Source organism: Claveliimonas sp., assembly GCF_037273965.1.
Taxonomy (GTDB): Bacteria; Bacillota; Clostridia; order Lachnospirales; family Lachnospiraceae; genus Claveliimonas; species Claveliimonas bilis.
This window is the reverse complement of sequence record NZ_JAYAZJ010000081.1, coordinates 1-22,437: the sequence shown is the minus strand read 5'-3', so window position 1 is coordinate 22,437 and position 22,437 is coordinate 1. Positions and strand designations below refer to the sequence as shown.

Genomic DNA, 22,437 nt, shown 5'->3' with positions numbered 1-22,437 from the left:
TTTTCTATGTACTTCCGTCAACTTCATTTATTTGATGGTTTTAGTATATAAGATAAATATGTCTAATCTGTGACACTCATCTAAAGAAAAAATGAAGATATCATAAGGAAGATCTAAACATTCTGAAGAAAGTCTAAATCAGGAATATTGCATGCCGGTCATTGAAAATTTTAAGGGAATGTTGTACGCTTGACAAAAGAAAAGATAGGAGGAAATATACCTATGAAAAAACTTCTGATCGTAGTAGATATGCAAAATGATTTCGTGACAGGTGCGTTAGGGACGAAAGAGGCAGAAAAGATTGTTCCCAATGTAAAAGCAAGAATTGAAAGAGCAGAAAAGGAAGGATGGGATATTTGGTTTACAAAGGATACTCACGGGGAAGATTATCTTAAAACTCAGGAAGGGGCAAAATTGCCGGTAGAGCATTGTATCCGCGGGACAAAAGGATGGGAGATTATTGATGAGCTAAAGGGATATGCTGAACATGTGGCAGAGAAACCTTCTTTTGGAAGTGTGGATCTGGCAGAGGCAGTAAAGACCGGCGGATATGAAGAGGCAGAGCTGATCGGGCTTTGCACGGATATCTGTGTGGTGTCCAATGCTCTTCTTATCAAGGCAGTTTCTCCGGAACTTCCTGTGGCTGTTTCAAAGAACTGCTGTGCAGGGGTTACAGTCAAGACACATGAAGCGGCTATTCAGACTATGGAAATGTGTCAGATAGAAATTCGTTGACTTCCCCTTCGCCTTGTGATACACTTTCCAAGTGACAAGACACATGTAAAAACATAAGTGTATTCAGAAGGATAAGGGAGAAGGTATTATGGAAAAATTAAAAAAAGTATTGGACCGCATTTTCATTGACGGTTTAAGCGGAATGGCACAGGGGCTTTTTGCTACGCTTATCATAGGAACGATCGTGCAGCAGATCGGAACTCTTATCGGCGGAAGCGTGGGAGATATGATCTTTGCTATCGGAAAGGTGGCAGCGTCCCTGACAGGAGCGGGGATCGGCGTCGGTGTGGCGGCAAAATTTAAGGAAGGCCAGCTCGTGACTGTATCTGCCGGTGTGGCAGGAATGGCAGGAGCATTTGCAAGCAATCTTCTTGCAGGGACAGTGCTTGTGGACGGAACGATGGTATATTCAGGCCCGGGGGAACCTCTTGGAGCCTTTATTGCTGCCTATGTCGGCATCGTATTCGGACATATGGTATCCGGAAAGACAAAAGTAGAGATTTTGGTAACACCTATCGTGACGATCGGAACAGGATCAGCAGTAGGTCTGCTTCTCGGTCCTCCGATCTCTCAGTTTATGACAGGCCTTGGCGCTATTATTAACTGGGGAACAGAGCAGCAGCCATTTTTAATGGGAATTATTGTATCTGTTCTGATGGGAATGATCCTTACCCTCCCTATCAGTTCAGCGGCCCTTGGGATTATCCTCAATTTATCCGGGCTGGCAGCCGGAGCCGCAACGGTTGGATGTTGCTGCAATATGGTGGGATTTGCTGTGGCGAGCTACAGAGAAAATAAAGTTGGCGGACTTTTGGCCCAGGGAATCGGCACATCCATGCTTCAGGTGCCCAATATTGTAAGAAAACCGGTCATATGGCTTCCGGCAATCCTTTCCAGCGCAATCCTTGGGCCTGTTGGAACAGTTGTGCTCCATATGACAAGCAATGCGACAGGGTCAGGAATGGGAACAGCAGGTCTGGTAGGACAGATCATGACCTGGCAGACTATGATCCAGACAGAACCGGCCAGTATAGTACTGATCAAGATCCTTTTGATCCAGATTCTTCTTCCGGCCGTGGTGACTCTGGCTATTTCAGAATTTATGCGCAGGCGGCAGTGGATCAAATTCGGAGATATGCAGCTTGACTTCTAGCATAAGAACCCCTACAATATGTTAATAGATGAGAGGAGCCGGCGTGGCCGGAAACTACAGTATGACAAAATGTCAGGGGGTATACATATGACAGGAACTGGAATGATACATATCTATTATGGAGATGGAAAAGGAAAGACTACCGCGGCTATGGGGCAGGCAGTCCGGGCAGCGGGCAGCGGTCTGAAGGTTCTGGTATTCCAGTTTATGAAAGACAACAATTCTAATGAGAGAAAAGTGTTGGAACAGCTTCCCAATGTTACATGCCTGCCGGGAAAAAGACATGTCAAATTTTATAATCAGATGAACAGCAATGAAAAGGCCGAATATCGGCATTATAATACAAAGGCGCTGGATGAGATTGCCAAATTCTGTATCAATTTTGATGTTTTGATACTGGACGAAGCAGTGTGCGCGGCTGATCTTGGACTGTTAAGTGAAAAGAAACTGATCCATTTCCTTCAGCATAAACCGCGCGGCCTGGAGGTAGTTATGACCGGACATCACGTATCAGATGAGCTTCTTCAGATAGCCAATTATGTAACGGAGATGACAAAGATCAAACATCCATACGATGAAGGGCGAACGGCAAGGGAAGGAATAGAATTTTAATAATATTGGAAATGTGGCTTCTGCAGTGAACTCTTTCTTAAATAAGTATGAACTCTATGACAATGCTCTGAAATTATGATATAATATTCAGGTAGGCAATGAGCCATGCAGGAAAACAAAGATTTTGCGCTGACATGGCGGGTGAAGGAGTACGGAAACAACATGGGAGCAACATTTAAGTATTATGAGGATGTGGACAGCTGGAAAACCATCATGTTTTTATATACGTCTGCCTTGAAGGAGGTAGGAACAAAGCTGGAAATCTTAAATGATGAGTTTCAGCATGTCCATCAGTATAATCCGATCGAACATATCAAGACAAGAATTAAAACGCCGGAAAGCATTGTAAAGAAATTAAAGCGTAACGGACATGAGACTTCCATTGAAAATATGGTAAAGTATGTGAATGACATTGCAGGCGTGCGTCTGATATGCTCTTTTACATCAGATATTTATAAACTGGCAGAAATGATAGGAAATCAAAGTGATCTGAAAGTCCTTTCTATTAAGGATTACATTAAAAATCCGAAGGAGAGCGGATATAAAAGCTATCATATGCTGGTATCTGTTCCGATTTTTCTATCCGACAGTGTGGTAGATACCAAGGTGGAAATTCAGATCCGTACCATTGCTATGGATTTCTGGGCGAGTCTGGAGCATAAGATATATTATAAATTTGAGGGAAATGCTCCGGAATATATCAGCCGGGATCTGAGGGAATGTGCAGAGATGGTGTCAACGCTGGATGAAAAGATGCTTTCGTTAAACGAAGCAATTCAGGCTTGTCTGGAAGAACAGTCAGGGACTTAGGCAGTAGGCTTAGGTCCCTTTTATTTGAGTAGATGCAGGAAGGAAGAGGAGAAGAGGGAAAATGCTGAATGAAATAAGTGAGAAGAAAAAAGAGGTGCTGGTGCAGGGAATAGATGCTGTGGCCGGCAGTTTTATATTCGCCTTGGGAGTTAATGTGCTGATCACGCCCCTTGGTTTGTACAATGGAGGATTCATGGGAATCGCTCAGCTGCTCCGTACTTTTGTTGTACAGGTGATGCATGTGCCGGTGCCGGGCGGTTTGGATCTTTCCGGTCTTATTTACTTTATTATGAATATTCCGTTGTTTTATCTGGGATACCGGGTGTTGGGAAGGCAGTTTGCGGTAAAGACACTTATTACAGTTGCTATTCAGAGTATTTTCCTGATGATTATTCCCATTCCGGCGACTCCGGTAATTGACGATTATCTGACATCGTGTATCATTGGAGGCATCGTTGCCGGAACAGGAACCGGACTTGTCCTTAGAGGAAGAAGTTCAGGCGGAGGACAGGACATTATCGGACTTTGCTGTACAAAAAAGTATCCGGGCTTCAGTGTGGGGCGTATTAATATTCTTATGAATATATTTGTATATATGATCTGTCTTTTTATGTTTAATATTGAAATCGTTATTTATTCACTGATCTATACAACGATATTGTCCATAGCAATTGACAGGGTTCATATTCAAAATATCAATATGAGTGTTATGATCTTTACTAAAAAGACAGGCATCTCGAAAGCAGTTATGGAACAGCTCGGGAGAGGCGTGACGAATTGGGACGGTGAGGGAGCATATACGAATAAGACTTCCTATATTTTATTTGTAATGATATCCAAATATGAAGTGGGACAGATCAAGAGAATCGTACATAGTATTGATCCGGACGCATTTATGATCTTTACAGAAGGATGTGCAGTAGACGGAAACTTTGAAAAAAGGCTTTAGCGGCAGCTAAGGTCTTTTTTTATTTAACAGGAAATTTGCCGCTAAAGCGGCTGCACTCGGCATGAGAGTTGAGAGTTCTGAAAGCGGAACTCATTGCCCGCAGTGTATATTTTTTTCACCAGAGGGTATAATTTCTACAGGATAAATAATTTTACGTAGATTTAACATTCGGCTGGTTTCAGATTTAACATTGGTCTTATATGATAGCTACTGTCAAGGAAATACATACAAAATATTGCAGGAAACAAAAGGAGATTAAAAACTATGAAAATGAAAAAGTTTATGGCAGTATTAGCAGTAGCAGGAATGATGACAGGAATGCTTGCAGGATGCGGAAGTTCTGATTCAAGCGAAGATACAAGCTCTGACAGCGGAAGCACAGAAAGCACTTCTGAATGGGATGCAGCAAACGATATCACGATCGTATCCCGTGAAGACGGATCCGGTACAAGAGGAGCTTTCACAGAACTGTTTGGTATTGTGGAAGAAGTAGACGGCGAAGAAGTTGATATGACAACTGCAGACGCACAGATCACAAACAACACTTCTGTTATGATGACAACTGTTGCAGAGAATGAATATGCTATCGGATATATTTCTCTTGGATCTCTTGATGACAGTGTAAAGGCTCTGAAGATTGACGGAGCAGAAGCAACAGCAGACAATGTTGTAAGCGGTGACTACAAAGTATCCAGACCATTTAACATTGCAGTAGCAAAAGATCTGAACAACGAAGTGGCAACTGACTTCATGAACTATATCATGAGCACAGAAGGACAGGCAGTAGTAGAGGAAGAAGGATATATTCCGGTTGCAGATGTGGCAGCTTTTGAAGGAACACAGCCATCCGGAGATGCAGTAGTAGGCGGATCTTCTTCTGTATCACCTGTAATGGAAAAACTGATCGAGGCATACAAAGAAGTAAATCCGAATGCAAATATTGAGCTTCAGACATCTGATTCTACAACAGGTATGACAAACACAATTGAAGGAAGCTATGACATCGGTATGGCATCTAGAGAGCTGAAAGAAGATGAAGCTTCCCAGCTTGATGCTACAGTAATGGCAACTGACGGAATTGCTGTAATCGTAAACAACAACAATCCTACAGAAGATATGACATCTGATCAGGTAAAATCTATTTACACAGGTGAAGTTTACTCCTGGGATGAAATTGCAGAATAATCTTACAGTAGGATAAGAGGAAAAAGAGAAAATGAAATCGAAAGCATGGACTGAAAAATTCATGCAGGGAGTGTTCTTAGTTGCCGCCTGCGCTTCGGTGCTGGCGGTAGCTCTCATTTGTATCTTCTTGTTCGCAAATGGCGTCCCTGCAATTCAAGAAATAGGATTTGTAAAATTTATAACAGGCGATATCTGGCGTCCCAATAATAATATGTTCGGGATTCTGCCCATGATTGTCGGCAGTCTCTATGTAACAGCCGGAGCTATTATCTTTGGTGTCCCGATTGGGATTCTGACTTCTGTATTTATGGCAATGTACTGCCCGAAACAGATTTACAGACCGCTTAAAGCGGCGACAGAGCTGCTGGCAGGCATCCCTTCTGTTGTGTATGGCTTTTTCGGCCTGGTAGTTGTTGTGCCGCTGATCCGTGACTTCGGACAGGTACTTAAAAGAGCGGGCCTGGTAGACCGCTCGGGAGATGGAAACAGTATCCTGACAACATCTCTGATTCTTGGCATGATGATCCTTCCGACGATTATCGGAACCACAGAAAGCGCTATGCGGGCAGTGCCGGAGCACTATTATGAAGGATCTCTTGCTCTTGGCGCAACAAAGGAAAGAAGTATCTTCCGTGTGATCATTCCGGCGGCAAAGTCAGGTGTGGTTGCAGGCATCGTATTGGGGATCGGACGCGCCATCGGTGAGACTATGGCGGTTATTATGATTGTTGGAAATCAGCCGAGATTTGCAGAAAGTATCCTTCAGGGTATTCGTACTCTGACCGGAAATATCGTACTGGAGATGGGATATGCAACAGATCTTCACAGAGAGGCACTAATTGCCACAGGAGTGGTACTGTTTGTGTTTATCCTTATCATCAACTTCAGCGTTGCATTACTGAAGAGGGGGGCCGATCATGAGTAATAAGACAACCATAGGCGATAAATTAAAAACATATATGAAACATCCGGGCTCTTTTGTTGTGTTGCTGCTGGTGCTGTTGGGAGCTTTCATTACCTTTGCTGTTTTACTTTTCTTAATAGCATATATTTTGCTCAATGGTCTGCCGCACATTACACCGTCTCTGTTTTCACTTCATTATACATCGGAAAATGCTTCGGTTGTGCCGGCTTTGATCAATACCGTTATTATGACACTGCTCTCCCTGCTGATTGCGGTTCCTTTCGGAATTTTCTCGGCAATCTTTCTTGTTGAGTATGCAGGAAGAGGAAACAAATTTGTAGAAATTATTCGTCTTACTACAGAGACACTTTCCGGTATTCCTTCTATCGTATATGGTCTGTTCGGTATGCTGTTCTTTGTTAATACGCTCGGGTGGGGATTTTCCCTTTTGGCAGGAGCATTTACATTGTCCATCATGATTCTTCCTCTGATCATGCGTACCACGGAAGAAGCGCTTAAAGCGGTGCCGGACTCTTATCGTGAAGGAAGCTTCGGGCTTGGGGCAGGAAAACTGCGTACCGTCTTCCGTATTGTGCTTCCGTCAGCGATTCCCGGAATCCTGGCAGGAGTTATCCTGGCAATCGGACGTATCGTGGGCGAGACAGCAGCATTGATCTATACAGCAGGAACCGTTGCCCAGATTCCTTCCAGTGTGTTCGGATCCGGGCGTACCCTTGCAGTTCATATGTATAATTTGTCCAGCGAAGGTCTTTACATGGATCAGGCATACGCTACGGCGGTTATACTGCTGGTTCTTGTAGTGGGTATTAATGCGTTATCGAGCGTGATTGCGCGAAAACTGACAAAAGCATAGAAAGGGAATGGAAATGGGAAAGATAAGTATTAAAAATGTCGATCTGCATTACGGGGATTTTAAAGCCCTCAAAAATATAAATCTGGAAATTGAAGCCAATAAGATCACTGCATTTATCGGGCCTTCCGGCTGTGGTAAATCTACGTTGCTGAAATCCATCAACCGTATGAACGACCTGGTAGAGGGATGCCGTATTGACGGAGAAATCCTTTTGGACGGACAGAATATTTTTAAAGGGATGGATGTGAACCTTTTGAGAAAGCGTGTGGGAATGGTATTCCAGAAGCCGAATCCCTTCCCCATGAGCATCTATGACAATATTGCTTTTGGCCCCAGAACACATGGGATACATTCCAAGGCGAAACTGGATGATATTGTAGAAAAATCTCTGCGCAATGCCGCAATCTGGGAAGAATGTAAAGACAGACTGAAAAAGAGTGCATTGGGAATGTCGGGAGGCCAGCAGCAGAGACTTTGCATTGCAAGAGCTCTTGCAGTGGAACCGGAGGTGCTTCTGATGGATGAGCCGACTTCCGCTCTGGATCCGATTTCTACATCTAAAATAGAAGATCTTGCGATGGAACTGAAAAAGGATTATACTATTGTTATGGTAACTCACAATATGCAGCAGGCAGTACGTGTATCGGATAATACTGCATTCTTCCTGCTGGGTGAAGTCATTGAATACAATGATACAGAGAAATTGTTCTCAATTCCTTCTGATAAGAGAACAGAAGACTATATCACAGGGAGGTTTGGATAGGATATGCGTAATAAATTTGATATGCAGCTTGAGATTCTTAATGAACAGCTTACTCGCATGGGAGAGCTGTGCGAGCTTGCCATCAACAGGGTAACAAAAGCGTTGGTGGAAGGCAGCATAGAACAGGCAAAAAAGATTATGAGTGCCGATGAGAGCATCGATCAGATGGAAAAGGATATAGAGCGCCTCTGCCTGAAGCTTCTTCTGCAGCAGCAGCCGGTGGCAAGAGATCTTCGTCAGATTTCTGCAGCCCTTAAAATGATCACAGACATGGAACGTATTGGAGACCAGACAGCTGATATCGCAGAAATCATCATTTCTGCCGGAATGTCCGAGGCGGGAGATGTTAAGAAAATCGAGGAGATGTCTGCAGGCGTGGCTAAGATGGTGAATGACAGCGTATCTGCATATGTAGACCGTGATCTGGAGCTGGCAAGAAAGGTAATGGACGCAGATGACAGGATTGATGCACTGTTTGATGAAATTCGCACAAAAGTCATTAACCTGATCGCTGAAGGAAACCGCGGAGAGCAGGGAGTAGATCTGATCATGATCGCAAAATATCTGGAGCGTATCGGTGATCATGCGACCAACATTGCAGAGTGGGTTGAATTTTCCATTACCGGTATTCACAAAGGAATGCAGACTGTTGAGTCATAAATAGAGGAGAAAACGGATGATTTTTTGCGTAGAGGATGACAATAATATCCGTGAGCTTGTAGTATATACTCTGGAGACAACAGGGTTCAAAGCTCGCGGCTTTGAAGATGGAAGCCGATTTCTTGAGGCTCTGGCGCTGGATACGCCAGAGCTTATTCTTCTTGATATCATGCTGCCGGGAGAGGATGGAATTTCTCTTTTGAAGCAATTGAAGGCTTCCGTAAAGACACGGGATATCCCCGTGATCATGATGACGGCAAAAGGGACAGAGTATGACAAAGTAAAGGGACTGGATCTGGGAGCAGATGATTATGTGACGAAACCTTTCGGTATGATGGAGCTTGTATCCAGAGTAAAGGCAGTTCTTAGACGCAGCAGAAAAAGTGCGGTAAATGCGGAGGATAAGATCGCCCTCGGTCATATTATCATGGATGTGAAAAAGCACGAGGTTTCTTCCGACGGGAAGGTTGTTACTCTGACTTTAAAAGAATTTGAGCTTCTGAAACGTATGATGAAAAATCCTGATATCGTACTTACAAGGGATCAGCTTCTGGAAGATATATGGGGCTATGATTTTGACGGTGAAACCCGTACCGTTGACGTACATGTGCGTACACTGCGTCAGAAGCTTGGAGATGCGGGAGAGCAGATCCAGACGGTGCGCGGAGTCGGATACCGCATCAGTGAATAAAAGTTTTGAACAGGAGTTTTTATGAGACGTAAAATACAAAGGAGTATGATGCTGGTTATCACAACCACACTGCTTATCTCCTATACGATTGTGACTTTGCTTGTATATCGGCAGACGGTTGATGTTGTAGAAGGCGAGATACAGCAGGAAGCAGACTATATCATCCGTGCCATCGAAATTTCCGGATATGAATATCTGGATCAGATGGATGCAGTCCGGGAAAATACAAGAGTTACCTGGATTGACGGAAACGGAGAGGTTTTGTATGATTCCGGCCAGGATGATCCGGAATTGGAGAATCATGCAGACCGCCCGGAGGTGAAGGAAGCATTCAAAACCGGAGAAGGGCAGGATATCAGACAGTCCGATACGAAAGGAAGCGAAATGTTTTATTATGCGAAAAAGCTTTCAGATGGGACTGTGCTCCGTGTATCAAAAACGATAAATAATGCGTTCCATTCAGCTTTGACTATATTGCCTGCTATGGCGGCAATTGCCATTATCATGATGATTTTTGCCTGGCTTTTGGCAAAATGGCAGGTTGCAAGGCTGATTGAACCGATCAACAAACTGAATCTGGAAAACCCGCTGGAAAATGATGTGTATGAGGAATTGACGCCGTTGTTAGAAAGTATGGATAAGCAGAACAAAGAAAAAGAAGCAATTGCTAATATGAGAAAAGAATTTTCGGCAAATGTATCCCATGAGCTGAAAACACCGCTGACTTCCATTTCCGGATATGCAGAAATTATGATGAACGGCTTGGTAAGACCGGAAGATGTGAAGGGATTTTCAGAGAGGATTTATAATGAGGCAAGCCGCCTGATCGTATTAATAGAAGATATCATACGCCTTTCCAAGCTGGATGAAGGACGAGTGGACATAGAGAAAGAAGAAGTGGAGCTGTACACTCTGACAAGAGAGATATGCAGCAGACTTTCTCACCAGGCGGAAAAGCGGAATGTTCATGTAGAAATGAGCGGAGAGCAGGTAACTATCCTGGGAATAAGGCAAGTATTGAGCGAGATGATCTATAACATCTGTGAAAATGCGATCAAGTATAATCGTCCCGGAGGGCGGGTTGATGTGTGGGTCGGAAACACGCTTAAAGGAGTGAAGGTAATCGTCACGGATACCGGGATCGGTATTCCGGAGGATCAAAAAGAGCGTATTTTTGAGCGTTTCTACCGGGTAGATAAGAGCCATTCCAAGGAAACAGGGGGGACAGGCCTGGGACTTTCCATCGTAAAGCATGGAGCGCTGCTTCACAATGCACATATACAGGTGGAAAGTGAATTAAATAAAGGGACAAAAATGGAACTGACATTTGAAAAATAGACCAAAGAGGAAGGATATGAATGGGAAAGCATACCTTCCTTTTTGTGTATAAGAGGCTTTTCGATTCCAAAATCGGGCAAAATGCCGGGAAAGCAGGCGAAATTCCATGAAAATTCGGCATACAACAGTAAATAAGTATGGTATAATGATTGCACGAAGTGCAATCCGGACCGATTTCATCGGTCTGCCCCGCTTTGCGGGGATTATAATTGACAGTTCATGATTAGGACAATAGGCATAGATGATCAGGAGGTAAAAGTAGATATGCAGATTACAAGAAAAGTAACAGATGATATCGTTTGGGTAGGATGCAATGACAGAAGACTGTCCCGTTTCGAAAATTTATTTCCCATACCGCGAGGAGTGTCATACAATTCTTATCTGATCCTGGATGAGAAGACGGTGCTGATGGATACAGTAGATGGGAGTGTAACTCAGCAGTTTTTGGAAAATATAGCGTATGCGCTGGGTGGACGAAACCTGGATTATCTGATCGTACAGCATATGGAACCGGATCACTGTGCGAACATTGAGGAATTGCTGTATCGGTATCCTAAGCTGACGATAGTGGGAAGTGCAAAAGCTCTGCAGATGATCGGACAGTTTTATGATATGGATATAGAAGGGAAGACGATGGCCGTCAAAGAAGGGGATGTGCTGAATACAGGAAGTCATACCCTGCGTTTTGCCATGGCGCCTATGGTACATTGGCCGGAAGTCATGGTTACTTATGATGAAAAGGACAAAGTACTGTTTTCCGCAGACGCATTCGGCACATTCGGAGCGTTGAATGGAAAGCTGTTCAGCGACGAAATGGATTTTGACGGGGAGTGGATGGCGGACGCAAGACGCTATTACTCTAATATCGTGGGAAAATACGGGATGCAGGTGCAGGGGCTTTTGAAAAAGGCAGCAGCTCTGGACATTCAGGTGATCTGTCCGCTTCATGGACCGGTATGGAGAGAAAATCTGGAACACTTTGTAGACAAGTATGATAAATGGAGCAGATATGAGCCGGAAGATAAAGCAGTTGTTATTATTTACGGATCTATTTACGGGAATACAGAGGCAGCAGCCGATGCAGTAGCGTGCAGACTGACAGAAGCAGGCATAAAAGATGTAAAAATGTATGATGTCTCGGATGTGCATGTATCAGAGTTGATCTCTGAAATTTTCCGCTGCAGTCATATTGTGCTGGCATGCTCTACCTATAATGGCGGAATCTATCCTCCGATGGAAAATCTCCTTGCGGACATGAAGGCCCTGTCAGTGCAGAAGCGTACCGTTGCGCTGGTGGAAAACGGCACATGGGCGGCAGCTTCCGGACGTTTGATCACCAAGGAGCTGGAAGAGATGAAAGAAATGCAGATTTTAGACAAGAAGCTTTCTTTAAAATCTGTTCTCAAACAGGGGCAGGAAGAAGAGCTGGAAGCATTTGTTTCTCAGATTGTGGAGGCAATGTAATGGAAGAGAGCAGAGTGACAGTTGTCAGTATTATTGTTAAGGACGAAGAAGCTTCGGAGGCTGTAAATAAGCTGCTTCATGAATACCGTCAGTATATTGTGGGCAGAATGGGGATCCCTTACCGCCAGAGGCAGATGTCGATCATCAGCGTGGTGATGGACGCGCCGGGAGAGGTGACAAGCGCACTTTCCGGGAAGCTGGGCATGCAGCCCGGTGTGACGGCGAAGACACTGACAGCAAAGGTGTAGGCTTTACTTCTAAAACCGACGGCAGGATCGTAAATATTTGGTAGAACAAAAAAATGCCGTAAAGGGAAGAAGTATGAAATTTTCAAAGATGCATGGGATTGGCAATGATTATATTTATGTAAACTGTCTGGAGGAGACGGTTTACGAACCGGAACGATTGGCTAAAAAAATCAGTGACCGGCACTTCGGCGTAGGAGCAGACGGATTGATTCTGATCTGTCCTTCCATGAAAGCGGATTTTGCCATGGAAATGTACAATGCAGATGGTTCTCCTGGGGAGATGTGCGGAAACGGTATCCGCTGTCTTGGAAAGTATGTGTATGAACGGAGGATAACTGCAAAAAAAGAGTTGGATATTGAAACAAAGGCAGGAATCCGCCATCTTCGCCTTTTTGCGAATCCGAAAGAAAAGGGGCGGATCAGTATGGTAGAGGTAGACATGGGAAGTCCTGTTCTGGAAGCAGATCAGGTGCCGGTGATATGTGAGCATACGCTGGCAATTGATGAGCCGATCACAGTGAATGGTGTGGAATACAGGATGACCGGAGTTTCTATAGGAAATCCCCATGCGGTAGTTTTTGCAAACCATGTAAGGGGACTGGAGCTGGAATGGCTTGGCCCGGCATTTGAGTATCATGGAAGATTTCCAAGAAGAGTTAATGTGGAGTTTGCGGAGGTCATAGATCCTGCAACTTTGAAAGTGCGGGTTTGGGAGCGGGGAAGCGGCGAAACCCTTGCCTGCGGAACAGGAGCCTGCGCAGCAGTGGTGGCCGGAGTGCTGAACCATTTGACAGAACGGGAAGTGACAGTAAAATTATCCGGCGGAGAACTTTTTGTCAACTGGCAGAAGGATACAGACAAAATTCTGCTGACAGGACCGGCGGCTCATGTATTTGACGGAGAATATATGATTTCTTAAAAAGAAGGACAACGTAAAAAGAGATAAAGTTATTTACTTTTTCACTTATAAAACAAAAAGATAAGGAGAGGACAGCTAGGATGTTTAAAGTAAACGAAGATTATTTGAAATTACCAGGAAGTTATCTTTTCTCTACGATCGGGAAAAAAGTAGCAGCATATCAGGAGGCAAATCCGGATAAATCCATTATACGCCTGGGGATCGGAGATGTAACACAGCCTTTGGCACCGGCCATTATAGAGGCCCTGCACGGAGCCGTAGAAGAGATGGCACATGCAGAGACATTTCACGGCTATGCGCCGGATCTCGGATATGAATTTTTGAGAAGCGCTATGGCAAAAAATGATTATCAGGCAAGAGGATGTGATATTCAGGCTGACGAAATTTTCATTTCTGACGGTGCAAAATGTGATTCCGGAAATATTCAGGAAATTTTTGCTAAAGATAATAAGATTGCAGTATGCGACCCCGTTTATCCGGTGTATGTAGATACCAATGTTATGGCAGGACGGACCGGTACTTATGATCCGGCTACAGAAACATGGAGCGATGTCATTTATATGCCATGTACAAAGGAAACAAATTTTGCGCCGGAACTTCCAAAAGAACGGCCGGATATTATTTACCTGTGCTTCCCGAATAATCCGACAGGTTCCACTATCACAAAAGATGAACTGCAGAAATGGGTTGACTATGCCAATAAAGAGGGTGCTGTCATTATTTATGACGCTGCATATGAGGCATATATTTCCGAAGAAAATGTTCCGCACACTATTTATGAATGCGAAGGAGCAAGAACCTGTGCGATCGAGCTGCGAAGCTTCTCCAAGAATGCAGGATTTACCGGAGTGCGCCTGGGAGCGACCGTTATTCCAAAAGATATTAAATCAAAAGATGTGACACTTCATTCCCTGTGGGCAAGGCGTCACGGAACAAAATATAACGGAGCGCCCTACATTGTGCAGAAAGCAGGAGAGGCCGTATACTCTGAGGCAGGAAAAGTACAGCTGAAAGAGCAGGTGGCTTATTACATGAACAATGCCAAAGTGATCTATCAGGGATTGAAAGATGCAGGATATAACGTATCAGGCGGTGTGAACGCCCCATACATCTGGCTGGAGACACCGAAAGGAATGACATCCTGGCAGTTCTTTGATCATTTGCTGGAGAACGCAGGAGTTGTGGGAACACCGGGATCCGGATTCGGTCCAAGCGGAGAGGGATATTTCCGCCTGACAGCATTTGGCTCATATGAAAACACAGTTGCCGCAATTGACAGGATTAAGAAAATGTAAAATTTGGGACGTAACACTTTTTAAAAGTGTTACGTCCCAAATTAACAATAGCCCCGGGTATTATTGCAATTGCATGTGAAACTGACATTTTTTCGTGACAATTGCCTTGAAACATAGTGGAAAAGCAAAAAATGAAAAAAATGAAAAAAAGTACTTGATTTTTTGGAAAAGCCTGCTATAATAATATTTGTTCGCTGAACAAAACAGATAAGAAAAACAGACAGTGCGGATTGGTGTAATGGCAGCACAGCAGACTCTGACTCTGTTAGTAGAGGTTCGAGTCCTCTATCCGTAGTTCCTTGGCAGGGGCGCTGGAACTTCTGTAAAAGAAGTTCCGGTCAATATCATCGGAGTGTGGCTCAGCTTGGTAGAGCGCTACGTTCGGGACGTAGAGGTCGCAGGTTCAAATCCTGTCACTCCGATTTTTAAGTGAGATCCACAAAGTTTATTTCAGACTTTGTGGATTTATTTTTTGCTTTTTATGATTTAAACCTAAAGAGAACTCTCTGAAAGATATTTCCAGAGAGTTCTCTTTATATCGCTATATTTTAATATCTCCATCTCCGCCCAGATAACTCTGGGTATAAAGGATCACTGTGTCGTTTTCCCTTAAGATCATATTCCCGTTGGGGATCATAACTTTCCGGTTCCTTCGGATCAGAACAATAATAGAATGTCTGGAAATCTCCAGACTTCGGATGGTCTTGCCGATCCAGGGATGATTTTTCTGCAGAAGAAATTCTTTGAGTTTAATGTGTTCTTTGTCATCCTGGTAGGACTCGGCTCCCAACACCATGATGTCATCTGATCGGAGGATCATATTTCCCCGTGGAACAAGGATGCGGTCTCCCCGTTTTACTACAGCGACGATAACACTGTCCGGCAGATGGAGCTGCGAGATTGTGTGATCGATCCAGGGATCCCGGTCAGTCAAATGGATTTTGATAAAATTGATGGCGGACTGTGGCCCGTATTCTGCCATCCTTTTGATGCGGGAATACTGGTCGACGAATCCGGCGGAAATAATACCGGTAGGGATAGCTACAATCCCCACACCCAGGAAGGCAATGAAGATACCGAACATCTTTCCCAGTGTTGTGATAGGATAAATGTCACCGTAACCTACTGTGAGCAGAGTGGAAGCTGCCCACCAGATGCCGGAAAAAGCGTTGGAAAATACATCCGGCTGCGCCTGGTGCTCCAAACTGTACATACAGAGACTGGAGGCAAACATAAGCATCAGAATAATAAAGACAGAGGAGAAAAGCTGCTGTTTTTTTCCGACAATGACTTCTGTAATGACGTTGAGGGCGTCATAGTAGGCGTTGATCCGAAACAGCCGAAAAATCCGGATGATCCGAAACATGCGGAAAGCAATGGCGCCTGAAGGGAAAAAGATCGGGAGATACTGAGGCAGGAAGGATAAAAGATCCACAATACCGGTAAAGGAAAACATATACTTTAAAGTCGCCCTCCATACAGGAAGATCCGGATACAAATACCCTGCTGTCCATATCCGGAGGATGTAATCCATCAGAAAAAGAGCAACAGTAAGCTCTTCCAATGTCAGAAGAAGAGCGCCGTACTGTGCCCGGTATTCCTCGAAGGTATATAACATGCTGACTGCCAGATTCACAATAATGCAGAAGGCGTTGAAAAAATCATAGATCCGGCTTGCATAATCGTATTTTGTGCCAACCTCAATGATCTCAAAAATTCTTCTTTTATATTTCCCCAGTTTCTTGAACATCGCTTTACGTTCTCCTTGTCTGTTTTTCATGTTGTCTGCTGATCTCATCAGACAGCTTTTTCAGCATCTTTTCCCTGTCATCGGGAAGAGAACCCCGAATACGAACGGAAATAAGATCATGAAAACCGTCGTACAGAATTTTCTGGCTGTCCGGGGAGGAAGATGGGTGAAAGAGTTTCAGAAAATGCCGTTCTTCCTTCAGATTTTCCAATTCGGATGCCGGAGAAAAGCGGCCTTCCTCGATTTCCCGCCAAAGGGGAACCGTGCGGTCGAGAAACAGAGAAAAATTTACAATATGCGTCGGCTGTGTCCGATCAAAAAATTCCGCCAGAGCTTCGGCGTTTTCCAGTCCCCGGCCTTTTCCGGCGATGCCGGTCATAATGTGGGCGTCAAAAATAACCCCGGCTTCCTTCAGCTTATATACGGCGGCATAGGCCTGTTCCAGGTTGTGTTCTTTTCTCATAAAAAGCAGAACGTCGTTCAGCCCGGTTTCAATTCCGATATAGAGATGCCTGACGCCGTGTTCCCATAAAGATTTCAGTTCCCCCGAGGATTTGGCGAGAATGGAAGAAACGGTGGCATCCATATTGACGCTGCTGCAGCCAGGGAAATAGGCATGTATCATGTTAAGGATTTCAAGAAGGCGGGAGGTGTCAAGGCAGAAGGCGTTTCCATCTCCTAAGAATACCCGGCTGGGATTTCCGCCGGCTTCTTTTACGCGCTTCAGTTCCGCCTCAATCTGTTCAAGAGGAAGAACCCGATAGTTCAGGTGGCGGAATAAATTGCAAAAGAAACATCTGTTATAACTGCAGCCTACCATGACAGGCAGCATAAAAGAGCCCCGTTCCATAGGTGAGCGGCAGATCTGGCCTTCATATTCCATAATTATCACTTCCTTATAAAAATTTCAGCAGAAAAAGTCCAACTCCGCTTGCAACCCCGGCCAGAATGAAGGAAAGTTCAATTCCGGCAATATCCAGAAGATAAGGACATAAAATAGAGATCAGTCCGTATCCTATCATAACTGCACCATAGTTGATCCCCTGATATTTTGTGCCGAAATGGTCGGAGACAACCACAGGGAATAAACTGACAACCCCGCCGTATACCAGACAGACAGCGGAAATAAGTACAATGAAAAGCAGCCCGCCTGCAGCGGAAACTCCGATGACAGAGACTGTGCAGAGAAGATAGATCATGCGAAGGATCTTTTTTCTCCCTGCCAGGTCGGAAAGCCAGGGCAGAGCAAACCGTCCGACAATGTTGGCGATGGATGCAGCCATCACGCCGGCAAGAGCCTGGCTGTTTGTGAGTCCCCGGGCCATTCCCAGAGATTTCATCAGCGGATTGACGAGAACATAGGCGGGAACAGCAAGAGCCATGATCGTACTGATGATCAGATAGGATCTGGTGCGCATCATTTCCCCCACTGTAAACTGCTTCTTTGAAGATTCGGAATCTCCCTGCAGGGCAGATGAGCCTTGAGAAAGTGCTGCCTGATCAGAGACAGAGGGCTCCCGAACCCAGAAAGCGCCCAGACACAAAACGGCATAGATTGCCGTCACCATGAGCATGGCAGTGCGGTAACCCCAGCGGGACAGCACATAGTCGCACAGCGGATTCATAAGGATACCGGAGATTCCGACCATACCGATGGTAATACCGGAAACCATGCCTCTTTGCCGGGGGAACCATTCCTGGGGAACGGCAGTCAGCATACTGAATGCACATCCCGATCCGAAACCGCCGAGGGCGCCGTATCCCAGCGAGATCAGCCAGGGCATGTTGTGGGGAGCCATGGCTGCCAGAAAGAAACCGCCGCACATGACAGTGCTTCCGAAAAAGATCGTTGCCCTTGCGCCGATCTTGTGCTGAAGAAAGCCGCCCAGCATATTTCCGGCTGCGAAAATGCCGATGATAATGGTAAAAGGCTGGCTGGAGGCCGCCAGGGAAAGACCGTATTCCTCTTGTACATAAGGCTGAAATACAGTCCAGATATAAGGATTGCCGTGCACAAAATTTACAATGGATGCTGCCGCCAGAATCACATAACGATTGGGTTGACGTTTCTGCCTCATTCCCTGCCCTCCTTCCCGAAATCGGGATACGTAATCATACTTTCATTATAGGCGATTGGAGACAATTGGCAAGAGGAAAAGCTTTCTTTTACAGCAATCCTGTCTCTGTGTTATGATAAAGGAAATGACAAGGAGGGCTGATCATGGAGGATTCCTATGTACTTCAGATGAAGAACCGCAAATTTTCCGATTTCTATTTATGTTTCTGCGGCTATGCCAAATGCAGTCCGCTTCACAGCTTCGGACCGGCAGTCAGGCCCAACTATATTCTGCATTATATTATGGAAGGGAAAGGGAAATTTCTGGTAAACGGCGAAGAGTACAATCTTCAAAAAGGCCAGGGATTTCTGATCGAACCGGAGGTACAGACCTTTTATCAGGCAGATGAGGAAGTGCCATGGACATATCTGTGGATTGGATTTGGAGGAAAGAAGGCAGAGGATTATTTAAGAGATCTTGGACTGAATAAAAAGCAGCTTATCTTTCAGTGCGGCTGCGGGGAGGAATTAAAGCAGATTGTATATTCCATGTTAAAACATAGAAAATATACAGCCGCAAATGAGTACTTTCTGGAAGGTCTTTTATATACATTTTTTGGCACCTTGAAAGAAAATATGGAAATCGCGGGAAATGCCGGGGAAAAGGATGGCAACCTTTATGTCCGCAAGGCGGTGGAATTTATCCAGAATAATTATGCGGATCCTGTCAGAGTAAAAGATATTGCCGATTATGTGGGGGTGAACCGAAGCTACCTTTACACGCTTTTCCAGGATAATCTGCAGTTATCGCCCAAAGAATATCTTACAAATTTCCGTCTTACCCGGGCAGCAGAGCTTCTGCAGCTTACAGATCTGTCAGTTGAGACAGTTGCCATGTCCTGCGGCTATCAGGATGCGCTGGGATTTTCCAAGATATTCAAGGCAAAAATGGGGATCACTCCGTCTGCATACAGGAAGGAGAATACGGCCTGGCAGGAAACAAAGAGGAAAGAAGAAATTGATCTAACATTTTGACTCGTTTTTCTAACGAATGCTCCTAGGCGCCGGTTACGGTTTTATATATAATTGGAGTAGCGTCAGTGTACAAGGGTACACCGACGCCAGCATTGGAGGAGAAGAAGATGAGTATAATTGTTAATGAAAAAAATAAAACATTTCACCTGTATAATAACCAGATCAGCTATCTTATGTCTGTCTTGCCAAACGGTCACATAGGACAGCTGTATTTTGGGAAAAGGATCCACCACAGAGAGGACTTTTCTTATTTGCTGGAGAGAATGTCCCGTCCGATGGCATCCTGTATTTTTGAAGAGAGTAAAGATTTTTCACTGGAACATCTGAAACAGGAATACGGAGTCTATGGGAGCGGGGATTACCGCATGCCTGCGGTAGACGTTTTGCAGGAAAACGGCAGCAGGATCTTGGATCTGTGCTATGAAGACTATGAGGTTCAGGAAGGAAAGCCGTCTCTTCCGGGGCTTCCGGCAATTTATACGGAAAATGAAAAAGAGGCGGAAACATTGATTCTTTGCCTTGGGGATAAAGTTACGGAGCTGAAGGTACGGCTGATGTACACCATATTTGCGGCGGAGGGAATTATTGCAAGGAGTGTTTCTTTTGCCAACAATGGAAATCAGGCTCTTCACCTGGCAACCGCTATGAGCCTTTGTATGGATCTGCCGGATCATGACTATGAGTGGATGCAGTTTTCGGGAGCGTGGGCAAGAGAGAGACATTTGCGGACAAGACATCTGGAATATGGGATCCAGTCTGTTGGGAGCCTTAGGGGACATTCCTCTCACGAGCACAATCCTTTTGTCATTCTGAAGCGTCCGTCGGCGGATGAATTTCAGGGGGAGGCAATCGGTTTCAGCCTTGTGTACAGCGGTAATTTCCTGGCACAGGCCGAGGTGGATACCCATGATACTACAAGGGTTCTTCTGGGAATCCATCCGGAAGGATTTGACTGGAAGCTGGAACCGGGCGAGACATTCCAAACCCCGGAGGCGGTTATGGTCTATACAGATCAGGGACTGAACCGCTTAAGCCAGATCTATCACCGGCTTTATCAGAAGAGACTGGCCAGGGGATACTGGAGAGACAGGGTTCGACCGATCCTGATCAACAACTGGGAGGCGACATATTTTGATTTTGACGAGGAGCGGATCCTGGAAATTGCCGCAAAGGCAAAAGAGACCGGGGTAGAACTCTTTGTCCTTGATGACGGATGGTTCGGCGGCCGGTGCAGCGAACATGCTGGGCTTGGAGACTGGGTTGCTAATACAGACCGGCTGCCGGAAGGGATCCGGGGGCTTGCACAGAAAATAGAGGACATGGGAATGAAGTTCGGATTGTGGTTTGAACCGGAAATGGTAAATAAGGATTCGGATCTTTTCCGTGCCCATCCGGACTGGATCCTTCAGGCTCCGGGACGGAAATCCTGCCACGGGCGCTACCAGTATGTATTGGATTTTTCCAGAAAAGAAGTGGTGGACTGCATTTATGAAATGATGGATAAGATTCTGTCCGGTGCAAAAGTTTCCTATATAAAATGGGATATGAACCGGAGCATTACAGAATGCTGGTCATCAGCTCTTCCGCCAGACAGACAAGGAGAAGTGTTTCACCGTTATATCCTTGGAGTATATGATCTCTATGAAAGGCTGACTTCCAAATTCCCGCACATCTTATTTGAGTCCTGCGCAAGCGGCGGCGCCAGGTTTGATCCGGGGATGCTTTACTACGCGCCCCAGGCGTGGACCAGTGATGATACGGATGCAGCGGAACGATTGAAAATACAGTATGGAACTTCTTACTGCTATCCGGTAAGCAGCATGGGAAGCCATGTTTCGACAGCGCCGAACCATCAGACGGGCAGAAACACTCCTCTTCATACAAGGGCGAATGTGGCCTGTTTCGGCACGTTTGGATATGAACTTGATTTAAACACATTGACAGAGAAGGAGCAGGAGGAAGTAAAAGAGCAGATCGCCTTTATGAAACAGTACCGGCATCTTTTGCAGTTCGGAACATTTTACCGTTTGTCCAGTCCTTTTGAACACAATGTGACTGCCTGGATGGTGGTCAGCGATGATAAGAAAGAAGCAATTGTGGGATGGTATCGTGTGCTGAGCGGAGCAAATCTGCCGTTTGGAAGACTGCGTCTTAAGGGGCTGGAGGAAGGAACCGGCTATGAAGTTACAAAACAAAGAATCCGCAAGAAGTGTCAGGGGACCTATTATGGAGATGAACTGATGTATGCCGGACTTGTAACTACAGACGGCGCTTCCGGAGAAACCTCCGTGGAGGAAGACAAGACCTATGATTTTGATTCCAGTCTGTTTATCCTCAAGGCGGTGGATTAAAAGGAAACAGGAAAAGAAAAACGGGGCGGAGAAATTTAATTTTCCTCGCCCTGCTGTTCATATCTCCATGCTCTTGGAGAAACTCCATAGGTATTTTTAAATGCTCTTGAGAAGTGAAGCTGATTCGGGTACCCGACGGCATTTCCGATGTCTCCGATAGACAGGGAGGTGAGTTTCAAAAGCTCGCCGGCCTTGGACATGCGATAGGAGATCAAAAATTCCTGGGGAGATTTTCCGACAGTATCATGAAAGATTTTTCCGAAATAGCTGCGGTTTAGCCCGCAGAATGCGGCGATGTCTTCCACAGAAATATCATTTTGGAAATTCTGTCCAATAAAACTTAAAGCCTCTTTAATATAGAAGTCTCTCATTCGATTTCCCTGCTTTACAAGCGGGGAGGCGTGAGAGCGGGTCAGGTAATCCAGAAACAGAAATAAATGTCCGATAAGATGAAATGGGGATTCCTGGGAATGCCGGGTAATATAGAGCATTTCATTTACCATCTGCTGAGAAATATCTTTATATCTCGGTTTATAGACGGGAGAATCCTGGGATATTCCGGCCATTTCCATGATTTCTTTGGCTTTCAGTCCGTCAAATTCGATCCAGGTGTATTCCCAGGGGTCCTTTTCGTCGGCCTGGTAG

The 22,437-nt window shown here is 45.1% G+C and carries 22 protein-coding genes and 2 tRNA genes; 20 read left to right on the top strand and 4 right to left on the bottom strand.

What is annotated here, in order from left to right; translation table 11 throughout:
* Positions 1-222: 222 nt before the first annotated feature.
* From WJ238_RS07260 to WJ238_RS07175, 18 genes are all read left to right on the top strand, one after another.
* Positions 223-735, top strand: a complete 513-nt coding sequence (locus WJ238_RS07260) for a cysteine hydrolase family protein (protein ID WP_230106861.1) — start codon at positions 223-225, stop codon at positions 733-735.
* An 88-nt stretch (positions 736-823) separates the two neighbouring features.
* Positions 824-1,888, top strand: coding sequence for a PTS sugar transporter subunit IIC (locus WJ238_RS07255; protein WP_316266317.1), 1,065 nt, complete (start codon positions 824-826; stop codon positions 1,886-1,888).
* Between the two features lie 87 nt (positions 1,889-1,975).
* A complete protein-coding gene (locus WJ238_RS07250) occupies positions 1,976-2,500 on the top strand; it encodes a cob(I)yrinic acid a,c-diamide adenosyltransferase (RefSeq protein ID WP_230106859.1) in 525 nt (174 codons plus the stop codon).
* Positions 2,501-2,662: 162 nt separating this feature from the next.
* The gene (locus tag WJ238_RS07245; protein WP_230107541.1) at positions 2,663-3,310 is read left to right on the top strand and encodes a GTP pyrophosphokinase; all 648 of its coding nucleotides are present in this window, start codon (positions 2,663-2,665) and stop codon (positions 3,308-3,310) included.
* Positions 3,311-3,371: 61 nt separating this feature from the next.
* Positions 3,372-4,259 (top strand): YitT family protein, encoded by an 888-nt coding sequence (locus WJ238_RS07240; RefSeq protein WP_316266318.1) that lies wholly within the window; start codon positions 3,372-3,374, stop codon positions 4,257-4,259.
* A 264-nt stretch (positions 4,260-4,523) separates the two neighbouring features.
* A complete protein-coding gene (locus tag WJ238_RS07235; protein WP_230106857.1) occupies positions 4,524-5,444 on the top strand; it encodes a substrate-binding domain-containing protein in 921 nt (306 codons plus the stop codon).
* 31 nt (positions 5,445-5,475) lie between these two features.
* Positions 5,476-6,369, top strand: a complete 894-nt coding sequence (gene pstC, locus WJ238_RS07230; protein ID WP_337606558.1) for a phosphate ABC transporter permease subunit PstC — start codon at positions 5,476-5,478, stop codon at positions 6,367-6,369.
* Positions 6,362-7,222: a phosphate ABC transporter permease PstA gene (pstA, locus tag WJ238_RS07225; protein WP_230106855.1), complete on the top strand. Its 861-nt coding sequence runs from the start codon at positions 6,362-6,364 to the stop codon at positions 7,220-7,222. Before pstC ends, pstA begins: the two co-directional genes overlap by 8 nt.
* Positions 7,223-7,235: 13 nt before the next feature.
* A complete protein-coding gene (gene pstB / locus WJ238_RS07220; protein ID WP_230106854.1) occupies positions 7,236-7,985 on the top strand; it encodes a phosphate ABC transporter ATP-binding protein PstB in 750 nt (249 codons plus the stop codon).
* A gap of 3 nt (positions 7,986-7,988) precedes the next feature.
* Positions 7,989-8,645: a phosphate signaling complex protein PhoU gene (gene phoU, locus WJ238_RS07215; RefSeq protein WP_230106853.1), complete on the top strand. Its 657-nt coding sequence runs from the start codon at positions 7,989-7,991 to the stop codon at positions 8,643-8,645.
* Positions 8,646-8,661: 16 nt separating this feature from the next.
* Positions 8,662-9,336, top strand: coding sequence for a winged helix-turn-helix domain-containing protein (locus WJ238_RS07210; RefSeq protein ID WP_230106852.1), 675 nt, complete (start codon positions 8,662-8,664; stop codon positions 9,334-9,336).
* Positions 9,337-9,357: 21 nt separating this feature from the next.
* Positions 9,358-10,674 carry a sensor histidine kinase gene (locus WJ238_RS07205; protein ID WP_230106851.1) on the top strand — a complete coding sequence of 439 codons (1,317 nt, stop codon included), beginning with the start codon at positions 9,358-9,360 and terminating at the stop codon, positions 10,672-10,674.
* A gap of 264 nt (positions 10,675-10,938) precedes the next feature.
* Positions 10,939-12,138 carry an FprA family A-type flavoprotein gene (locus WJ238_RS07200; protein ID WP_337606557.1) on the top strand — a complete coding sequence of 400 codons (1,200 nt, stop codon included), beginning with the start codon at positions 10,939-10,941 and terminating at the stop codon, positions 12,136-12,138.
* Positions 12,138-12,386 carry a TM1266 family iron-only hydrogenase system putative regulator gene (locus tag WJ238_RS07195; RefSeq protein WP_230106849.1) on the top strand — a complete coding sequence of 83 codons (249 nt, stop codon included), beginning with the start codon at positions 12,138-12,140 and terminating at the stop codon, positions 12,384-12,386. The genes WJ238_RS07200 and WJ238_RS07195 overlap by 1 nt, the downstream gene beginning before the upstream one ends.
* Before the next feature lie 73 nt (positions 12,387-12,459).
* On the top strand, positions 12,460-13,305 hold the full coding sequence (gene dapF, locus WJ238_RS07190; RefSeq protein ID WP_337606555.1) for a diaminopimelate epimerase: 846 nt from the start codon (positions 12,460-12,462) through the stop codon (positions 13,303-13,305).
* Positions 13,306-13,385: 80 nt separating this feature from the next.
* Entirely contained in the window at positions 13,386-14,600 is a 1,215-nt protein-coding gene (locus WJ238_RS07185; protein ID WP_337606553.1) for an LL-diaminopimelate aminotransferase, read from the top strand.
* Positions 14,601-14,824: 224 nt separating this feature from the next.
* A tRNA-Gln gene (locus WJ238_RS07180) sits at positions 14,825-14,895 on the top strand.
* 53 nt (positions 14,896-14,948) lie between these two features.
* A tRNA-Pro gene (locus WJ238_RS07175) sits at positions 14,949-15,022 on the top strand.
* Positions 15,023-15,141: 119 nt separating this feature from the next.
* Here the strand turns inward: WJ238_RS07175 and WJ238_RS07170 are convergent.
* From WJ238_RS07170 to WJ238_RS07160, 3 genes are read right to left on the bottom strand one after another with little or no spacing between them, the layout of a single operon-like run.
* Positions 15,142-16,380: an ion transporter gene (locus WJ238_RS07170; RefSeq protein WP_337606551.1), complete on the bottom strand. Its 1,239-nt coding sequence runs from the start codon at positions 16,378-16,380 to the stop codon at positions 15,142-15,144.
* The gene (locus tag WJ238_RS07165; protein WP_337606549.1) at positions 16,355-17,233 is read right to left on the bottom strand and encodes a radical SAM protein; all 879 of its coding nucleotides are present in this window, start codon (positions 17,231-17,233) and stop codon (positions 16,355-16,357) included. Before WJ238_RS07165 ends, WJ238_RS07170 begins: the two co-directional genes overlap by 26 nt.
* A 13-nt stretch (positions 17,234-17,246) precedes the next feature.
* Positions 17,247-18,428 (bottom strand): MFS transporter, encoded by a 1,182-nt coding sequence (locus tag WJ238_RS07160; protein ID WP_337606548.1) that lies wholly within the window; start codon positions 18,426-18,428, stop codon positions 17,247-17,249.
* Between the two features lie 143 nt (positions 18,429-18,571).
* Here WJ238_RS07160 and WJ238_RS07155 point away from each other — a divergent pair, with 143 nt between their 5' ends.
* Both WJ238_RS07155 and WJ238_RS07150 read left to right on the top strand, forming a co-directional pair.
* Positions 18,572-19,441, top strand: coding sequence for an AraC family transcriptional regulator (locus tag WJ238_RS07155; protein ID WP_337606547.1), 870 nt, complete (start codon positions 18,572-18,574; stop codon positions 19,439-19,441).
* Positions 19,442-19,548: 107 nt separating this feature from the next.
* A complete protein-coding gene (locus WJ238_RS07150) occupies positions 19,549-21,792 on the top strand; it encodes an alpha-galactosidase (RefSeq protein ID WP_337606546.1) in 2,244 nt (747 codons plus the stop codon).
* 35 nt (positions 21,793-21,827) lie between these two features.
* On the opposite strand, the gene WJ238_RS07145 is transcribed toward WJ238_RS07150, so the two are convergent.
* The coding region (locus WJ238_RS07145) for an AraC family transcriptional regulator (RefSeq protein WP_337606545.1) at positions 21,828-22,437 on the bottom strand (610 nt) is incomplete at its 5' end.